Origin of the sequence: Fictibacillus nanhaiensis, assembly GCF_019801215.1 — a bacterium.
In the GTDB taxonomy this organism is placed as follows: domain Bacteria; phylum Bacillota; class Bacilli; order Bacillales; family Fictibacillaceae; genus Fictibacillus; species Fictibacillus nanhaiensis_C.
In genome coordinates, this window is sequence record NZ_JAHVJO010000001.1 from 728,406 (window position 1) to 747,509 (window position 19,104).

Here is a 19,104-nt window from a genome sequence, read left to right on the forward strand (position 1 = left end):
TGTATTCCTTCCAAAACTTTTTCTCATAAGTATCCAGGGCATTATCATAACTATTATGGGAGTCCTTATTGTCAATTTAATGCTTTAACGCCTTCAATGCCTTTTCTTATACTTTAATAAGGTGATAAAGCTTTAAGGAGGAGTGATGATTTATGATGATCAATCAAAAGGCACAACACGTATTAGATTCATTGAATAAACCATCAAAACCAGAGTTAAAGAAAGCCCTTTTAAACTTACACATGAAGTTAGAGGATGTGGAACCCATTCTAAAGTCAGCTGAAGGTAAGCCGTACTACAGAAAGCTGCTGTATCAGAATGAAGATGTGGAATTACTTGTAATGAATTGGTCAGAATTGGAATGTGCCCCCCACGATCATGGGAATTCACATGGGTGGATACAAGTACTAACTGGAAGCTCGCTAAATTCGGTTTATGAAGTGAAGGAAAATGGTTTACCGTCTGAATTATTTGAGGAAATCCATCAGAAAGGAAAGTTTTTTTATGCGCCCATAAAGGGTGTTCATAAGATGAAGGCTGCAGGTGGAAAGGATTTGGTGACGCTTCATCTTTATTCACCCCCGATAAGCGGAATGATGGTCTACGACCTGAAAAAATGTGCAGCATGTGTTGTGTCGGACGATTGTGGCGCTTGGTGGCCAGAGGAACAGCATAAAAAAATTAAAGAAATCCAATTGTCCCAAAACGTCATGACTCCAGAATAAATTTATGAAATAAGAGCCCCTAGAAAATACATTCTAGGGGCTAATTACACTTATTTGGAAAACTGTTTATAATAGTGAACCAACGCTAACAATGGCCAAATGTAATCATAGCTATGATATCGAATATAAAACGATCCTGGCAGACCGACTCCCGTTGGGTAGTTGGTTTGTTTTTTGCTATCATTCATGAGCCATTCTGCAGCTTTAACCATCTCAGGGCTAAGCTTTTGGCTAGTCGCGGTTAAGGCATTTAAAGCCCAGGCTGTTTGGGAAGGGGTACTTTCATTTAAACGGACAAACGTTCTTTTAACATCACTTTCACACGATTCTCCCCAGCCCCCGTCCTGATTTTGAACGGCTAATAACCACTGTTTCGCTTTTTGAATTTTTTTGTTCTGAGGATCAACTCCACAAGCTATTAACCCCGTTAAGGCTGCCCATGTCCCATATACGTAACAGACACCCCAGCGTCCATACCAGGAACCATCATGCTCTTGATTAGCTAGTAGCCAGTTTACACCTTTATTTATGCTGTTATTATTTGTTTTCAAGCCATGATATTTTCCTAAGAATTCTAACGTTCTGCCCGTTAAATCAGGTGTAGAAGGATCAATCAAAGCGTCCTTTGCATGTTTGATTGGTAAATTGCCGATTAAATAACGATTTGTGTTTTTCTCAAACGCAGCCCAGCCACCATCATCGTTCTGCATAGACAATAGCCAATTAAGACCACGGTGATAGCTTGATTGATAGGAAGAGTGAGAATGATAGAGAGGTATGATTGATCGCAGTGCTGCATGGGTATCGTCGTTATCAGGATGAAGAGTATTGTTTAAAGAGAATCCCCATCCACCAGGAGCGGCTTCTGGATTATGGACAGACCAATCTCCGTATCTTGTTTGCTGCTGGGTTAAAAGGAACTGAGACCCTTTTATAATGGAACGATTGGAAATAGGGACCCCTGCTTCAAGTAGCGTATATAAGATGAGTGACGTGTCCCAGTTCGTTGATGGAGAGTTCTGCATATGTACTGTCCCGTCGATCTCACACATCATTTTCATCAAACCATTGAGTGCGTTCTGGATAGTAGAAGAGTACCGGTCATAACCTGAAGAAAGAAGTCCATAGATCATAAAGATGGTAGTCAAACAATAGCTTAATAGAGTGCCATCCGGCTCTATATGGTTTACAATGTATGCTTTTATATTATCTTTCTTAACAAGAGGGTAAGAATCGCGGATTTTTAACATGGAAAATAAGTTCTCAAGTTCATGAAGATGAGGACTACCTTCTTCAGCGTCTACATAAAGATCATTTAAATCAGGTGTGTATATAGAAGTTACTTTTCTTTTTTCATGAAGCATCAATAAAACGGGTACAAAATGAGCTCTTGCAATACTGCTGATATCGTAACGATTTATGGGAGCGGTTAGTTGTAGAGAAAACAGGATAGCAGGATCTATCGGAAAGTCCGGCCAATCATAGAGTCCGTTCATCGCAAGAAAGACTTTTGTAATGAGATCTGCTTCCTTCAATCCGCCTTGTTCCAAAATAAATCTCTTTGCTGTTATAAGCTTTTCATCATTTTCTTTATAATGTTGGGAGTAGAGAAGTGCCGTATAGGCTTGTATCGTAGCGGATAGGTTAGCAGGTTCTTCATCAGGATAAGCACGCCATAAACTGTCCTGGGATTGCATGTAAAGAATTCTATCCGCCAGCTGTTTGATAAGCTTTTCATTTTGATATCCAATCGTCCTTAACAGAATGAGCATGTATGCATCTGTAATGATTGAGTTCTCAAAACAAAAATGCCATGTTCCATCGGGTTTTTGTAGAGAAAGAAGAGTATTGCATCGTTTATAGATTTCTTTTTCTAACAAACGCCAGTCCATACCTATCACCACTTTATTGTATAGTGATTTCAGTTTATGTAGAGGAAAGGTTATCCTATGAATAGAAGTTAATTACTGTCCTTTTTCTTAAATTACAGTTAAAATCTCATTAACAGTTATGTTAGTTGTCATAGGAGGAATAAAGTGTTGAATAATAAAGAAATTGCTACATTTGCTGGCGGATGTTTCTGGTGCATGGTAAAGCCGTTTGATGAACTTCCAGGCATTCATGGCATTGTGTCAGGTTATACAGGTGGTCATATTGAGAATCCAACATACGAACAAATTAAAACGGGAGAAACCGGACATTTCGAAGCGGTACAGATCACCTTTGATCCAGAAATGTTTCCCTATCAAAAATTATTAGATCTTTATTGGCCACAGATTGATCCAACGGATGACGGAGGGCAATTTATTGATCGAGGAAGCCAGTATCGTACAGCAATCTTTTATCACAGTGAGGAACAGAAAATAGCAGCTGAGAATTCCCGTTTAAAGGTAGAGGAGAGCGGTAAATTTAACAAACCAATTGTGACGGAAATTTTACCATCAAAACCTTTTTACAAAGCGGAAGAATATCATCAAGACTTTTATAAAAAGAACCCTAAAGCGTATAAAGAAGAGCGGGAGACTTCCGGGAGAGATACATTCATAGAGAAGAATTGGAAAAGTAAAAACTAAAGATTATCATAATTATTTTATGTAAACAAACAGGGCATCCTCGCAGGATGCCTTATTTGTTGTATTATTGCTTAGACTTTTTATAATGATTTAATACATATTCCATACCTTCCTCAATCAATTCATTTGCAGGGCGATCCATTTTCTTTGCTAGCAGTTTTATTTCTTTGTAGAGAGATTGGCTTAATGTTGTATTTACATTTTTTCTGTCATGATTCTTTGGCCGTATTTTGCTCGTGTACATAAGAAAACCTCCTATTTTCTAAAGAGAGAGGGATAGATGGAGAACACGCTTTTATGAAATCCTATTAGCATTTAGTCTCATTCTCCCGTTAGGTTTGCAAAGTATATCTGTTTTTTATTTCTAGTAGACTGGCAGTAAGGGGTGTTAACATTTCTGTTTTTATTTTATATGGGATGGAGAATAGGGTCTAGCATAATAAACACTGAGGCTTCTCATTCTAGTATAAATCATACCAGGTTAAAAGCCATCGTCATCCGGTAGGTGAATATTTTCTGGTATCCAATTGGAATATATTAGTAACATAGACCCTCCCATAAAATAACGTTTAAAACTATTTACTTATTTTTACCAGATAATAGGTTGTATTAATTCGTTCCTTTGACTCTGTGTTAATTATCTAAATTTTGAAATAATTTATTGTACTAATAGACTGAGAGGTCATGGAGGTATTATATGAATAGACGATTTGTACTTAGTATTGGTCTTGCAACTGCTTTAAGCGTGGGCAGTATTGGTTCTTATGTATTCGCCCATGATGAATTAGGGAATGATATCGTCGAAAAGGGACAAGGCGGAGGTTATAACGAAATTGTTCCAACTACCGAAGGATCTGAAAATTTTAACTGGAAAGAAGTCGCTGCTGTCCAAATTCAGGAGAAGAATGGGGTACAGAACAGCACAGCAGATGTATACGTACATAAAGGGTTTGCTTATACAGGAACCCACACGAGGAATGGCGGAAACGGCGGTGTTCGTGTTTGGGATCTTAAGGATCCATCAAATCCTAAAGAAGTAGCTGCTTTTGCAGATGACATTCCTGGAACATGGCAAGAAAAAGTCATTGTAAAAAAAGTAAATACAAAACACTTTAAAGGTGACCTAGCCGTAGTAAGTGTTCAGCAATTAAAAACACATAGTCCGGGTTCTGTAGGGGGCTTTTTGCTATATGATGTAACAAACCCTTATCAGCCTAAAAAACTTGGATTTTGGGAGTTAGATAAGCATGTTAGAGGAACGCATGAGCTTTATCTTACAGTTCAAAACGGAAGACCACTCGTCTTGACTGCAAATCCATACGCAGATTATTACACGAATGGGAAGGAAAAAGACTTTCAGCTAGTAGATGTAAGTGATCCAACGAAACCAACTACAATCTATCAATTCGATCCACGTTCACTGCCAGAAGTACCTGATGATTTCAATGGGTATCATTGGACAGATCCTCATGGAAAACAAAGAGCGGTATTTAATCATAGTACGATGACAAATGTGAATGGTACAACAGCGTATCTCTCGTTTTGGGATTTAGGGACGATCATGTTGGATATTAAAAATCCAGAGAAACCCAAGTATTTAGGTCGAACAACATTTTCATCTAATCAACAAGGATCAGCTCATTCAGCTGCACTTGCAAAAGGCGGAAATGTTTTAGTGGAAACCCGTGAGGTATACAACCCAACAAAAGAAGGGTATGAACAAGCATACGGTTACACAAGAATCTTTGATATTAAAGATAAGAAGAATCCTAAGCTGTTAAGCGAATTTAGAACCGAGCTTGTGGACGATATAGAAGACGGTCTTACCTTCGCAAATACTGTTCATGATCCAAAAGTAGAAGGAAATACACTGTATCTGTCTCATTATGCAGGGGGAGTTCGTTCAGTCGATATCTCCAATCCAAGTCAACCTAAAGAAATTGGAAAGTACGTACCTGAAAATTCTAACATCTGGGGAGTTTTTGTAACTGGGGAATATGTATTCGCTTCAGATATGGGAACAGGTTTAAAAGTTTTACAGCAATCAGATGACGATGACGATGAGGATAATGATAGTGACGAGTAATGAATGAATAAAAAAGAGCTGGCTCATTTTATGGTGTCATACACCTCATTGAGCCAGCTCTTTACTTGTTGACAATAAAAAAAGCGGGGATATATTTTAACAAATCGAATCCGTTGACTTTGGATTCTTCAGACCGAATAGTGGCCGAATGAATAAGGCTAAGAAAGTTCCTAGCATAGCCATCACTGCCCAGACCCAGCCATGTACACTGAATGAAGCAATTCCACCGAAATATGCGCCAATATTACAGCCAAATGCCAACCTTGCTCCATAACCCATTAAGAGGCCGCCGATAATAGATGCACCGGCAACACCAGCTTTAATTTTCTTCGGTTTAAAAGTACCTTGAAATGCTGCTGATATAAATGCTCCTAGCATAATTCCAAAATTTAATACGCTAGTAGAATCCGTAAGCACACTTTTTGTCAAAGCTGCTCCATTTGGACCTGCAAAATAACCCCAATTCGAAACGTCAAGACCAGTTGCCAATAGTACTTTTCCACCCCAAAGAGCAAACGCTGAAGTAATTCCCCAAGGGTTTCCTCTTATCGTTAGAACTAATGCGTTAAGAAGAGCTAGTACAATAGCAGCAGCAAATAGTGGCCATGCTCCACGGATTATTTTCTTCCATCCAACAGTAGTTGGGAGTGGTTTCATCATCGGAGGATTTTTCTTTTTAGCAATTATTATGGTAATCCAATAAATACCTGCAAATAAAAGCATTTGAATAGACCAAGCACCCAAATATCCGAATCCAGTCGTTTCAGCAAGTGAGATTGGCGGTAAAGATGGCATATCCTTTACCCAAAACGTAAAGTGATAAGCTCCCAGTACTGAACCTGCAATAAAAGCAAGAAGCGTTAAAAGCATGGAAGACGATCCTCCACCCAATGAATAAAGAGTCCCAGAGGCACATCCATTACCAAGCTGCATCCCAATTCCGAACAGAAAAGCACCAAACACCACACTAATACCTACAGGTGCAACATACCCAGCTGGTGCAACGCCAGTGAAGCTAAAACCAGAACTTAATATTAATGCAAATAAAGTTGAAGCTACTGCGAGCATAAGCATATGAGCTTGAAGCCCTTGCACATTTCCTACGGATACAAGTCTGCGGAATGCTGAGGTGAATCCAAAACGAGCATAAAGGAGAGCGTTTCCAAGAAGGATACCAATGATAAACAAAGATCCTTGTATCCAATTGGCAGTATTAACTATGAAAAATAACAATAAGAATGCTGCTAAAACACCCGAAATAACCAATGGTTTTTGAATGGGATTTAATTCTGTAACTGCAGTGGTAGGTTGAAATTTAAGTCGTTGAGACAATTGCGAGTTAATAGAAGAATGAGCCATGTTATACCTCCTAAACCCATAAAATTTATCGGAATTAAAACTGATTATACAATCAATCTTATTCAAAAGAAAAGAAAAAATGATTTAAAGATGCGCATCATAAAAACTGGAAAAACTAAGGATTGCAATGATTAATCTATATTTGTATGTCAAAGAGAAATTAAATATATGAATAAAGAAGTGTTTTATAAACAATGGATTTGATCTATAAGAAAAACTGTAAGAAATATGAAGTGTACAAATGAACAACCAAATCTATAAGGAATATAAGATGAACAATGAATAATACAAAAATAATTGTGGTCCAAAAATAATGCTGTACGTGTGTTGGTTGTTATTTTTTAATTTCGTCTCACTAACTTAAGTAATCTTAAGTATTGAGACCTGGTTTTCAATATTATGCATAGCCTCCTAGAATATATATTATGTAAACTAAGAAAAAGCTAAAATACACACAAACCCCCTATGAAACTAATGACATAAATCTGTTGTCTTAATTGACACAAATGTGTTGTCTTTTCATCCTCCTCTTTTTTTCATGCTATCCTTAAAAAAGAACAATAAAAACGACCACATTTGTATGGTCGTTTTTAAAAAGCTCAAATGTAATTATAAAGTTTTCCTCATTAGTTTTTCTCTCGTTTTGAGCTACTTATTTCTATTTTGAATACATTAAGTATTCAGCCTTAATATATTCATATTCCTTTGAGAGATCACTCTCTGAAAGGATAGTTATTGGCCTGCTTTTATCTAAAATAGTTCCATAACTCGGTGACGACACTTTTTCACCAAATTTTTCCTCTATACTAATCAGTCGCTCTTGGAACAATTCCTCCATGCTTTCACTAAGTCTTTCTTTTAGTTTTATCGTGATTTTCATAATATAATTGTATATTTCTTCAGCATAATCAAATACTTCTTTTTCTGATGGAATATATCCCTTATGGATAACATTATTTCTAAATGATGTTTGCTTATTAGGAAAAGAAGTAGGCTCTTCATTAAACATAGACAAATATAAAAAATAAAAAACCCCTAATTGACGCTCTGATTGACTTGAGACAAGCTTCCATGTCTTTTCTACTTTCACAGTTCCTATCTCAAAACCCTTAAGGATTACTCGAATAGAATACTCATAAAATCTTTCAAGTGAAGAGGCTAAGCTTGATACTGATTCTCTCGAAAATCCATTATATAAAGCTAGCAAGCCCAAATCATACAATATTTCATATTTTTCGTTTCTTATTAATTGAATTGATTGATGTCCATTCTTACATTTAACTTTATAAACACCATCATCAGTAATATCAATTGCAGACTCAATATTTAACTGATCCTTTAAAAAGCATGTAGTGCAAGGAAAAATTAGTTTCATTATACTCACCTTTTTAATTTATTTATCTTAATAAGTCATCAATCATTAGTTTTAAGTCAAGGTAGACTTTCACATGTGAACTTAGAACTTTTATTTCAGAACAGATCTTAAACTTGAGTATGCGTCCAAATTGGGATATCAATAGAAAAAATGATTCAGAAAAAGGATTTACGTTTGGTATGGCTGCTGAAAGCATTAGTGATCTTAAAGGAATGGAAATGTTAATGACTTAACATTATTGTAATCCTTCTTTAAGGATTAACTCTTCTTCAATACGGCCAGTTATTAAGTATTCAGGCTTCTCTAAGAAGACTTCAATGGCTAATTCTAAAAACTTAATTGCTAATTCAGTTGTTGGTATTGCCTTCCCTTCTGATAACTCAACCACTCTCTTTTTAGAGCTTTTACTACTACCATGAACAACAGATGATCTAAATCCGTATATGTACTTTACTGATTTAAACACTTCACTTGGACTCATATCTAGATTATTGTTCAGTTTTAATAAGGCTGACATCCTTAGAGCTAATTTATAGGTTATATCGCCTTTTTCACCGTCAGAAAATAAAGCTTCCATTGCAATTGTGGCATCTAGAATAGAATCTTCTTCATCTTCCCTTAAATAACATTGATGCATTCTTTTATTTGCTAAAAGGATTTTATTACTCTCTTGTTGTTGTAATTTATTGAACATATTACCAATTTTCTTTAAATTTTCTTCGCTAACCACTGGTAAATTGCTATATTTTAAAGTTGGATTCACTGATGGAGGATAAGATCTAATTGTTGTACCAAAAATCGGCATTAAATCTGCATTATAAGTGGTCGTCCAATCAACAGGACAAGCTAATAATTGAGCATATCCTGAAATAAACCCACTTCCAATCCTCAAACAATTAAAGAAATTATTAATCTTTTCCAAAGGATAAGATTTTGAATTCCCGAATGTCCCTTTCATTCTCCAATACGACTCATTACTTATCGAATATCCTGAAAGAATTAAAGCATGTGTTGTTGTTTCTAAGATACCTGAAGGGATTGGAGTATGATAACTGTTAGTACTATACATTCTGGATTTGTTTAATAAATCGCCTATTTTAACAATAGCTGCATTATCACCTAAAAAATATTCATCATTTTCGAAAGTGGTAAAAAGAATAGGAATACAAATATCTAAAAATAATTCTTTGTCGTATAGCAGGATTTCTATTCTCTTATAAATCTCCTCGAACTTTTCTAGTGAAAAAGCTTCTTTTTCATGAAGTGTAAGATATCTTTCGATTAAACTTATTGTTATTTCTTTGCATTTATAAGGTATTGGATCCCAATCATCAACCTGTTCAGGTGTTAAATATTCAGTGATACGCTTTTGTTCATACATGTATACTTCTAATTCTTTGTATCCATTAATACTATTTATATCAACATCTGCTTCTTCTTTTCCAAACTTTGAAAACAATACTGAATATACAATAGGTCGATTTTCCCCATAGGAAGTTAGAGAAATACTTTTAAGTCCATTCGCCATCTTAACGCTCGATATTTCTGGCCAATTACTGTATCTAAGAGGGTAATACTTCTTCGTTAAAACTTCACTTACTTTTACTATCCCATCCTCAACAACTCTAGAAAACAACTGAAATAATTCTCTATCTTTAACGGGTTTTTCAATCATTTACGAAAAAACTCCTTTAACATAAATTAACTAAATAACATGCTACAATTTGGCCAGTTTGCTGAGTAATCTTTTAAGACTCAATAAGGATTAATTTGGAGATGTTTATTTTTAATTCAAAATCAGGAATTTTTTTGTTCAGTTCTTGATTTCTTTATCTTCTCCCTTGTAGTAATTAACAAATTGTAATTACTTTGGGGTAATGATTGAAATTGATCTGGTCTGATTATTTGAGTCATAACAATTTTAAAATCATTATTTTTGTTAATTCCTATCAAAATACACAGGGTTTCTTCATTTTCATGAATAACTCTTTCCATTAAAAAACGTTTTCTCCCTGCTATATCTTTAAATATTTTGTTAGAAGCCTCCAATATAAATATCATAATTATTGGAATCTCTTTTACTTTTTCACTTTCTATATAATTGTAAGCTGCATATGGAGTTAAAATTACCCTCCTCATTCTATTTAAAGATAACCTCATTGTTCGAGATTCGATAAATTTACATATATTATCTCTAGTTTCTGTACTAAGTAATAAAAGATATCTTGCAGCCTTAACGTTTAATTCATCACCGGTTTTATCTAATAAATTCACTAGCTTTTTAAAAGTCTCTTTCATCTTTTGTTCTGGAATCTTTAAAGGTCCGAATAATAATTCCATTGGATTTTCATGGTTGTGTTGCTTACTAGACCTTTCATGAGTTATCCATGCCATATAATTATCTATTTCATCTCGAAAACTTGGTATAAATACATTGTCCGATTTAACTTCCATTGCTAATTCACTGACATACATAGAATAATTATTATATTCGAAATGTAACCCAATATGATCGAGTTCATCATTTACCTTTATTAAAGAATTTTTCCCAGCTAAACTTCTCTGATACATGTAGTTTAAAAATATACTGGTTGAATTAAAAAATTGGGTATAAACGCGTAAGTCATTTATTGAAATACACCATACAGGTAGTTCACTGTCTTTTATATATTCCGTTTTTTCTATCTGAGCTGCAATTTCATTAAAATCGTCTAAAGTGACACAGCATGCATAGATAAAATTGAAATGTTCTAGTTTTTTAACTAGTTTGTATGCTTTTTTATTCTCTTTAAAATAAATATCTAGGCAGTTGTCTTTTTTATATTCCGTAAACAACCTTAATGACTGTTCATATGGATTTTGAGCTAAGCTCTTTAAAGATTCTATAAAAGCTTCTTGGTCAGAAAATGGAGATACTGGTGAAAATGCCCCACCTTTTACTTCTAAAATAATCAATACATCATCAAATATGATTATCCCATCGCATTCACACCATTCTTTTCTACCATTAGCCCCAACAGTAGCTTTATAATATACATTTTCAAATATTTGAGATTTTGGAATTAATTTTTTAAATAAGTGGAATGGAACTGATTCAGATAGTTGTTGTTGGATATTATTGATTTGACTTTGTAACTTGGTATCTACTGCTCTTAATGCCCTTAGAACAGATCTATAGAAGTTATCAATTAAATTGTTTATTGAGAAACAATAATAATTTTCATCAATAAGTAGAAAAGGCTTATATTTTATAGGGAATTCTTTGAGTAGAATTTCACTTATATTAGTTGATTCTAATGGGCTTTTTTCTCCAGGTTTTAATGACAATGCTTTAAGAAAGGACTTTGGCCAATTAGTGATTTTTTCGACATTAAAATATTCAGCCACAATTTCAAATTCAGTTTGTCCTAATAACTTCTCTTCACCATCTAGATTGTCTGGAGAAAATTTAAGAAGAAGTTCAATGAATTCAGACGATCTTAATCTATTGCTTATTTTAAGTAAACCACTTACAACAGCATCTGCTTTTAAGTCAAAAGTTGATATCAGAAGTTGATCGTATGGTGAGATCAAATCTCGAAAATGTTCTTCTTCAAAATAAGGATACAATGTTCCTGAAACATTCATCTGCATTCCTTGAGAGTACTTTACTAATTCATCTGCTTCAAGACTATTCAAATACAAACTCGAATTTATATACAATTTTGATAATGCATCTTTAAGAAGGACTATATGGTTGCTATTAGGAATTATATTACTAGCAGTTGTTTCTGAGGAAACGATAATACTTTGAACAAAGTCTAATGATTTGTTTTGTGAAGGATCTGTATTCCCAAGTATTGAGTCTTCAATATTCTCCAGATGTTCAAAGTGATTGTTTAAATAAAGTTGTATTAATAGTGAAAGTGGATTTGAATTTAAAATTATTTTAGTAATTTCGGAGTAACTTTCGTATATTTTTTGTTTAATGTTTTTTTCGTCAAAACCTATTATATTCAATTATTTATAACCTCCTTTGAAATTTTAATAACACATAATAACAATTATTGCTAATAATGTAACTATTATCAATATATATTTACTTTCTCCAACTACCTTTTTTAAAAATTAAAAAGAACTGCATGAGCAGCTCTTTTTAATTAATTATTAGAATTGAATTTGGTAAAAGTAACTTTGTATTTCCAATCAGTTTCAATCAAAAAATTACTTTTCTTTTGGAAAAAGAAAGGAATGAAATCATGGAAAATTACTCTAAAATCCATTCTACTGTTAAATATTACTTCCCAAACCATAATATAGATTTTAATAAAATCCCGGTCGAAAACAATGGGATTTCAAGTTTCAAATGCTTTAATGATATAGAAATTATTTATTATTATGTAATTCGATCAGGAAGAAGTGAAAAAGAATTAAAAACCAATACGAAAATCGAATATCTAAGAGAGCTTCTATTATTTTATAAGTCTATACTGAAAGATACAAACATGAATTCAATTACATTAGTATTAAATAAACTTACCTTTCAATCAGTTAATGATTATCTAACTTATATAATGATTGGAAATCCTGATTTTTCCATGAAAACAGTTTATCGTAAAATCTCAATAATAAAACGGTTCTTATTATTTTTGAATTCTATCGATTATGTTAAATATTCTTTTCTTGATGAAATTGAATATCCTGAAATTCAAACTCAATACAATTCAGACTTTCTATCATTCGATGAAATAAAACAACTTATAAGGTATTTTAATCACCATCCTATATTAAATAGTTTAATATCTGTATTAGTTACTACAGGGATTAAGCTCCAAGAATTATGTGAACTTAGAGTAAACGATATTGAATATATTGAGGATGAGTACTGGCTGTCATTTAAGAAAATTAGAAACACGAGATGGAAAACTCTTCTTCCACCGCCTGTGATTGAATCTATGATAACCTTCAGAATTAGAAGAAGGCAGTCTGTTAAATTTAATTCTAATGATTCACAATATTTTTTTACGACAGCTACAGGAAAAAAATATGGATATAAATATCTTGGCAATTACCTTACTAGACATTTAAATAAAGCCGATTTAGATTTCGTTAAAAATAGAAATATTCCAATAACAAGCTCAACATTTAGACTTTCATACGCTGTCTTATGTTCTCAACAAAACAATGATATTGTTTCACTAAAAGATGCTTTAGGGCATAAGGATGTAAAATTAACATCTAAATTTATACATTTTAATAAAGAAAGTAAATGATTATGATTTCTTTTGGTAGTAAAGAGTAATCACTTGCGATTCTTTTTGAAGCTCAACATCACCTATATAAAATGGATTTTTTATAGTTTCAAAGGTAGAATATCGTTGATTATTTACTACTTTATAAAATATATTTTCATACAAGTTTGTTAGATTAAGTTCAAAACATTTACTTAAAATATAACGTTTATAATCATTTGATACATCAGAATATTTTTCAATAAATCTGTTTAATTCAGATAAGTTTTCATAAAGTAGTGGCGAATAGTACCTATCGTATTGAGTCAGATTTTTTCCTCGAGGTTTTCCATTATCGATTGAATTTATACTTTCTCTCCCCTCCAGTTTTGCTCTCCAAAATAAATAAGTTTGGACAAGTGGATCTTCACTAAAGGTAAGATTTTTCTTCGTTAAGGAAAGGGCTTTTAATTGCTGTTTATTCATTCTTTTTCTATAGTTTCTAGCGATAGAAAAGTATATTGCCTTATAAAAATTATATTCATTTTTATAATCCTGATTTTCTTGATTTAATATCTTGACTCTATTTTTAATATTAAAGTCAACTCTTTTAAGAGATTCTACACTTACATCTTTTATATCTTTTTGGTGCGTACTAAAGTAGACCCTATTTTTAACAAAATCGTTTCTTATAAACCAATCATTTTGTATACGTGAGATTTGAATTGATTGGTGGTACTTTACATCAAGTAAAAATTCACGCTTAAAGCCATATACTGTTTCTATACAACTGCAGTCAAATGATTCTAAGTTTTCATTGATTAGTTTAAAAGGTATAGAGTTGCAGCACGATAAACAAAACTGGATTAAAGGTTTGTTGATATGAAATGGACAAAAAGAAAAGTATTTGAATTGGTGGAATACACTATGATGTCTATCCTGTATGCATACAGGACAATATTTTAATTTTTCATTCAAAATTAAATTAAATTTATCTCTTTCACTTATTAATTTAATTTTTGTTTCATCTTGATGTTCTCTTATGGGATAGTCTAATAGATTAGATAGGAATTCAATCAAAGTAACATTATTTCCTAGGCTTGTATTTACTTTTTCAATTCCCTTTGATTGATTATAAACTTGAAATAAGTGATAAAATTCTTTGGTAGAGATAGAGTTTGCATACTTAAATTTTTCAATTATTGACCAAAGTGATTCATATTTAATAATCCAGTTTGAATGCCAATTATATCCTCTCATACTTACATAATTGGCTGATTACTTTTATTTCATACTTTTAATTAAAGAGTTTTTCGAACTCTGTTTTGATTGAATGATTAAACAAAAACTGCCTTAAACTTATGTTTTCATAATTAAGCCAAGTTATTATTTTTTGATTTCTAATCTCGTTTAATTGAAGGGTCTTCCATTCCGTTATTACAAGATTATTATTATCTATTAACAGGTTTAAACCACATATACATTTAAATGGTTCTCGATTGTATTTTTCATCTATTTGGTATGGCAAATGTCTTTCACAGTTTTCACAAGCATTTTGTAGTCTTACGTCGTGGTAAGGGCAATATTCTAACTCTTTGTATTGATGCAGCAAACTATGGAAACCATTTTTAATACAAATAGGACAATAATGTAGTTTTTGATCTAAATAGGATCCAATATATTTATTCTGCACATCTAAAAGTCTTTCCAAGTTTTCATTATTAAACTTGATTAAATCAATATTAAATGCTGATAATAATTTAGTTTTATCAAAGGCACTTAATGTTATGAGGTCTTTATGTTTATTGGCAATAAAACCAGCTGGTCTCTTTAATTCTTTAAGACAGAAATTATTGAAAAACTCTCTATTTGTAATAGAATTAAGATACCTAAATTTTTCAAATATACTCCAGGGAGATTCTAACTGTGAAATCCAATTGCTTTGCCATGTAAACACTTTTTGTTTTTCATCATTTTTTGTAAATATTTTTTTGTGGTTCACCATAATCGATTCCTTGAAAATCTAAATAACCAGTATTTTGTAAGCTTTCTTTCCAATGAATCATATTTGGCCATTCCAACCCCTCCCCGTGGTAACCATACTTTCTAAATAACATATTTATCATTGCTATAACATGATGCATTGGTATATTTAAGGATTTTTTTTTACTAAATCCTTCGTGTGATTTTGTGAATAGTTCCCAAAGTGGTTCGGTAAAATCCTCTAATCTATTCCCATATGAATATCCTTTAGGAAAAAAATATCGGGTATAGCTCCAATTGCTATTTTGAGGGTACTCAGTTGAGTAATCAAAACCAGCAAGGAGATATTCTAAATCGCTGATATCATTAATTCCTTCAAAAATGTGTTTTTGTGCCATGAAACGGCCAACTATTTGACGCATATCTGATTCAATAAATGAATTTCTTTTATAGTGCAATTCCAATTGTCCTACTAGAATAGTTGTTAATGTAATACCGTATCTATCAAGTTCATTAAAAATATCCATTAGCCAATTATATTCAATTTCATTTAGTCTATGAGCATCATCAAAGAATAAAAGGATATGGTGCTCTTCTGACGTTTTCCCTTTAGTAATGAGGTATTTAAACAGTCTATCACGTTTTACACTTGGTTTACCTTCATCATATAGTTTATGTCCGACATCTTTTAGGAAAAATTTAAAGAAAGAATCCTCATTAGGTTTATTATTGAACATTTGGCAGTTATAACGAAAAACTTGAAATTGTCCTTGGTGTTCATGTTCAAATAGCTTTTCTAAATATTCAATAGAACGAGTCTTTCCGAGTCGTGTATCTCCATATATGATAGCTCCCGGCAATCTCTGAGCTGCCCAGTCTAAAATCTTATCTTTAACACGGTTAATTTCTAGAGTATCAATAAGATACTGTCCTTTTAAAACAGGATGACTTCCTTTAGATAATTGTGGTGGGACAACCGTTAAAGCTTGTTCTTCCGATAAGTTATTAATAGAATCATTCAATTAAATCACCCCAAACCATTAAAGGTAATCCTTGTGCGATGCTCAATTTTTTTTCTTTTATTGTAATACACCATTTTTTTATCAGAATGTTTTTCACTTTCTATTTCCGGTTCTTGGTTGGATTCCTCTTCCTTATGACCTAAATTTTCTTCGTGAGTAATAACTTCCTCAAAATTATTAGTGGATAATTCCTGATCTAAACTTACATATTGGTTTCTAGCTGCTCTATTGTTTTTTGATTTTGTTCGTAAATATTCAAAAAGTATTTCGATTGGATCATCTTCATGTGCAAGCCGAATTAATTTCTTGCGAAGAAGTTTGTTGATTTGTTTTCTTATTTGAAGGGAATGTTTGCGTAACCCCCATTTTCCTTTAGCTTTTACTAACCCCATTTCAGCCCCGTTTGGTGAAAATACTTTAAAAAAACGTAAGTCTTCTGTATTAATTACTATTTTGAGTTTTTTTCCAACTAAATGCCAACTATTAGATAAAATTTCACTTCTATAATCTACACCCATATAGTGTATAAAAGGTCTATTACCTTTTTTGAAATTTCCTCTAACATTAACTTCAACTGTAAATGATAGTAAGTTAATTTCATCTCTATATTCATCTTCCAAAATTCTCGGTTCCATTTTTCTGGTTAAAATTCTTTGTTTCATCACATCTAATGGTGTAAGTTGATTAGTGCCATGCTGTTCAGTTCCATTTCTTGCGAAAATAGCAACTTCAACAACTTGCTTTAATTCTTCTACAGTAATAACATATTGTTTTGCTTCTTTTTCAGGGTTTTTTCTCCTAGGATCTTTAGGATTATTACCAGTAGTATTAGGAAATCTGTGAAAATAATTTTCTTCTAAAATATGGAACAAAATCTCGATGATAGGTCTTCTTTGAGGCGTGCCCACAGGGCCAGTATTAACAACACAACCAATAGTTCTTTTCAATTTTTCTTTTACTTTGTTAGCTAGATTAGCCCTTGCATTATCAAATGCAATTTCATCCCATACCGCATACCTAGTTTCCGGAATAACTTCTGATGGAAAACCACCATAATCAGGATACTTAAGTCCTGGAATGGTAAAGGTCATTGGCGTCCAAGGTACAATGGCTTTTCTAATGCACCTTAGGACGTGTTGTGCGGATATCTCCCTATCAAAACATAGGTCATAAGATAATATGTTTCTTGTTGCTACATCTACAACTGCTAAAAGCCATATCCTATGAAGTACCTCAGTAAATTTATCTCCTTCAGGAGTTTCAAATTCAACTACAAATATCGCATCGATTTTATGAGCATCAAACTCGACTCTTTGAAATGGTCGTATAATAATATTGCTTTGATCACCAATACCCGTATTATGATATTGTGTTTTGGCTTCATTTCCATAACGTCCAATCGCATCGCTAGCAAATTCCTTCTCTATTTTTTTAACAAATCTATAAAACGATCTCCTTCCTTGATCTTCAGTATTAAATGGATAGTCTCCCTTAATTGGGTCTTGACCAAGAGACTTGCAAAGTGAGATGAATTTTCTGTATAAATATTTAACCTTGATAACTGGTTCATTTATTTCTCTCTTCATTTTATTAAAAAAATAAGTTTTAACCATTTCTTCTATTTCTGGATTCTTATCGAGCAACGCAGTAAAAGCGCCAACAAATTTTAATTCTTCACCATTCTCATCAAAACCGTTATATTCGGCAATTCTTGTATAATTTTTAGTCCTTAAATATGGAATCAATGCACGGTATCCATAAATAAATCCCATAGGATCAAACTCGATACACTTTTTTACTAACTTTTCTAATTGTTGTTTTTTAACCCCTGTTACCTCTTCAATTTCCTTTAAACTCGAAACACCATCAAAATATAGATCAACTGCTTTTTTCCTCTTCCAAAATGTTTCCTGATCTTTCTCTGTGAGATTTTCAACTAGAACTTGAGGCCATGTACTTCTATCGATATGAGTATGATCTATAGACTCATCTTCCAATATTCGTTTCCTAGCCATTAATCCAAACCTCCGTTTCTAATCCCAAAGGTTTATCAGCAATGTTAGAATTTATTCGTTCTTCATATATCAAAATGTAAACAACCTGTTTTAGTTTGTGTGTAGGTATATCATCAACCTTTAAACACAATTCTTCTAAGCTCATTTTTTCTTTTCTCATTTCCTTTATTACTTTAAAACGTATAGCATCTCCTATCTTATTTACATTTCTTAGATGAGGAAGAATTATTTTTTTGTTATCTAATAAAATACTATTTTCTCTTATTTCATGTTCAGTTAAAACTCTGTGTATTTTCTTTTTTTTGTTGCACCAATCTTTTTGTATTGTTATTTGTCTTATGTTTTTCTTGTATTGTTTACACTCTGGTTGCAAATCAGAACGATATTTTATCTCAATAAATACTTCCTTTCCATCTTTCCATTTTATCCACATATCAAAAATACTGGAGTGTTCTTTACCTTCAAAACTTCCAAATACTTTATGAGGTTGTTCACAGAATTCCACAATATTAAAATTTGTCTCCACTAAAACCCAATGATCGTATTCAAGATTACTATAGAGATTAACATCCCTATTTAATTTTGGACTAAATCCATCCCAAAAATTGCTTCCATAATGACTTCTTCCTTTATGTAAAATAGGTGTATACACCGTTAACACTCCTCTTACTCTTTAATAAACTTATTTTTCCCACTATTCTGAATTTTTAATCTATCATTTAACCAATAAAAAAAGCACTTCTCCTTATTGAAGAA

General features: G+C 32.6%; 15 protein-coding genes. 4 read left to right on the forward strand and 11 right to left on the reverse strand.

Annotated elements, in window-relative coordinates; genetic code table 11:
* Positions 1–152 precede the first annotated feature (152 nt).
* Positions 153–725: a cysteine dioxygenase gene (locus KUV80_RS03825; protein ID WP_222461344.1), complete on the forward strand. Its 573-nt coding sequence runs from the start codon at positions 153–155 to the stop codon at positions 723–725.
* A gap of 50 nt (positions 726–775) precedes the next feature.
* Here KUV80_RS03825 and KUV80_RS03830 read toward each other — a convergent pair whose 3' ends face one another.
* Entirely contained in the window at positions 776–2,617 is a 1,842-nt protein-coding gene (locus KUV80_RS03830) for a terpene cyclase/mutase family protein (RefSeq protein WP_222461345.1), read from the reverse strand.
* A 147-nt stretch (positions 2,618–2,764) separates the two neighbouring features.
* On the opposite strand from KUV80_RS03830, the gene msrA reads away from it, so the two are divergent.
* The gene (msrA, locus tag KUV80_RS03835; RefSeq protein ID WP_222461346.1) at positions 2,765–3,298 is read left to right on the forward strand and encodes a peptide-methionine (S)-S-oxide reductase MsrA; all 534 of its coding nucleotides are present in this window, start codon (positions 2,765–2,767) and stop codon (positions 3,296–3,298) included.
* A gap of 64 nt (positions 3,299–3,362) precedes the next feature.
* On the opposite strand, the gene KUV80_RS03840 is transcribed toward msrA, so the two are convergent.
* Positions 3,363–3,542, reverse strand: a complete 180-nt coding sequence (locus tag KUV80_RS03840) for a hypothetical protein (RefSeq protein WP_222461347.1) — start codon at positions 3,540–3,542, stop codon at positions 3,363–3,365.
* 453 nt (positions 3,543–3,995) lie between these two features.
* Between KUV80_RS03840 and KUV80_RS03845 the strand changes: the two genes are divergently transcribed.
* Positions 3,996–5,384: an LVIVD repeat-containing protein gene (locus tag KUV80_RS03845; RefSeq protein WP_222461348.1), complete on the forward strand. Its 1,389-nt coding sequence runs from the start codon at positions 3,996–3,998 to the stop codon at positions 5,382–5,384.
* Between the two features lie 96 nt (positions 5,385–5,480).
* Here KUV80_RS03845 and KUV80_RS03850 read toward each other — a convergent pair whose 3' ends face one another.
* The 4 genes from KUV80_RS03850 to KUV80_RS03865 form a co-directional block, all read right to left on the reverse strand.
* Positions 5,481–6,743: a YeeE/YedE family protein gene (locus KUV80_RS03850; RefSeq protein WP_222461349.1), complete on the reverse strand. Its 1,263-nt coding sequence runs from the start codon at positions 6,741–6,743 to the stop codon at positions 5,481–5,483.
* A gap of 658 nt (positions 6,744–7,401) precedes the next feature.
* The gene (locus tag KUV80_RS03855; RefSeq protein ID WP_222461350.1) at positions 7,402–8,118 is read right to left on the reverse strand and encodes a hypothetical protein; all 717 of its coding nucleotides are present in this window, start codon (positions 8,116–8,118) and stop codon (positions 7,402–7,404) included.
* Between the two features lie 235 nt (positions 8,119–8,353).
* A complete protein-coding gene (locus tag KUV80_RS03860; protein WP_222461351.1) occupies positions 8,354–9,793 on the reverse strand; it encodes a HEPN domain-containing protein in 1,440 nt (479 codons plus the stop codon).
* Between the two features lie 122 nt (positions 9,794–9,915).
* Positions 9,916–12,117 carry a hypothetical protein gene (locus KUV80_RS03865; protein WP_222461352.1) on the reverse strand — a complete coding sequence of 734 codons (2,202 nt, stop codon included), beginning with the start codon at positions 12,115–12,117 and terminating at the stop codon, positions 9,916–9,918.
* Positions 12,118–12,356: 239 nt separating this feature from the next.
* Here KUV80_RS03865 and KUV80_RS03870 point away from each other — a divergent pair, with 239 nt between their 5' ends.
* Positions 12,357–13,370: a tyrosine-type recombinase/integrase gene (locus tag KUV80_RS03870; RefSeq protein WP_222461353.1), complete on the forward strand. Its 1,014-nt coding sequence runs from the start codon at positions 12,357–12,359 to the stop codon at positions 13,368–13,370.
* Here KUV80_RS03870 and KUV80_RS03875 read toward each other — a convergent pair whose 3' ends face one another.
* The 5 genes from KUV80_RS03875 to KUV80_RS03895 are packed head-to-tail and all read right to left on the reverse strand — an operon-like array spanning position 13,371 to position 19,000.
* Positions 13,371–14,588, reverse strand: coding sequence for a hypothetical protein (locus tag KUV80_RS03875; RefSeq protein ID WP_222461354.1), 1,218 nt, complete (start codon positions 14,586–14,588; stop codon positions 13,371–13,373).
* Positions 14,589–14,625: 37 nt separating this feature from the next.
* Positions 14,626–15,330, reverse strand: coding sequence for a hypothetical protein (locus KUV80_RS03880; protein WP_222461355.1), 705 nt, complete (start codon positions 15,328–15,330; stop codon positions 14,626–14,628).
* A complete protein-coding gene (locus tag KUV80_RS03885; protein WP_222461356.1) occupies positions 15,299–16,333 on the reverse strand; it encodes an ATP-binding protein in 1,035 nt (344 codons plus the stop codon). Before KUV80_RS03885 ends, KUV80_RS03880 begins: the two co-directional genes overlap by 32 nt.
* A gap of 5 nt (positions 16,334–16,338) precedes the next feature.
* On the reverse strand, positions 16,339–18,348 hold the full coding sequence (locus tag KUV80_RS03890) for a hypothetical protein (RefSeq protein ID WP_222461357.1): 2,010 nt from the start codon (positions 18,346–18,348) through the stop codon (positions 16,339–16,341).
* Positions 18,341–19,000: a TnsA endonuclease N-terminal domain-containing protein gene (locus KUV80_RS03895; protein ID WP_222461358.1), complete on the reverse strand. Its 660-nt coding sequence runs from the start codon at positions 18,998–19,000 to the stop codon at positions 18,341–18,343. Before KUV80_RS03895 ends, KUV80_RS03890 begins: the two co-directional genes overlap by 8 nt.
* Positions 19,001–19,104: the final 104 nt, after the last annotated feature.

Bases quoted from the DNA above. Each gene is read 5' to 3' on its own strand.
- KUV80_RS03845 (WP_222461348.1), top strand. From the start codon at position 3,996: ATGAATAGACGATTTGTACTTAGTATTGGTCTTGCAACTGCTTTAAGC.
- KUV80_RS03830 (WP_222461345.1), bottom strand. From the start codon at position 2,617: ATGGACTGGCGTTTGTTAGAAAAAGAAATCTATAAACGATGCAATACT.
- KUV80_RS03850 (WP_222461349.1), bottom strand. From the start codon at position 6,743: ATGGCTCATTCTTCTATTAACTCGCAATTGTCTCAACGACTTAAATTT.
- KUV80_RS03890 (WP_222461357.1), bottom strand. From the start codon at position 18,348: ATGGCTAGGAAACGAATATTGGAAGATGAGTCTATAGATCATACTCAT.
- KUV80_RS03855 (WP_222461350.1), bottom strand. From the start codon at position 8,118: ATGAAACTAATTTTTCCTTGCACTACATGCTTTTTAAAGGATCAGTTA.
- KUV80_RS03825 (WP_222461344.1), top strand. From the start codon at position 153: ATGATGATCAATCAAAAGGCACAACACGTATTAGATTCATTGAATAAA.
- KUV80_RS03875 (WP_222461354.1), bottom strand. From the start codon at position 14,588: ATGAGAGGATATAATTGGCATTCAAACTGGATTATTAAATATGAATCA.
- KUV80_RS03840 (WP_222461347.1), bottom strand. From the start codon at position 3,542: ATGTACACGAGCAAAATACGGCCAAAGAATCATGACAGAAAAAATGTA.
- KUV80_RS03860 (WP_222461351.1), bottom strand. From the start codon at position 9,793: ATGATTGAAAAACCCGTTAAAGATAGAGAATTATTTCAGTTGTTTTCT.
- KUV80_RS03870 (WP_222461353.1), top strand. From the start codon at position 12,357: ATGGAAAATTACTCTAAAATCCATTCTACTGTTAAATATTACTTCCCA.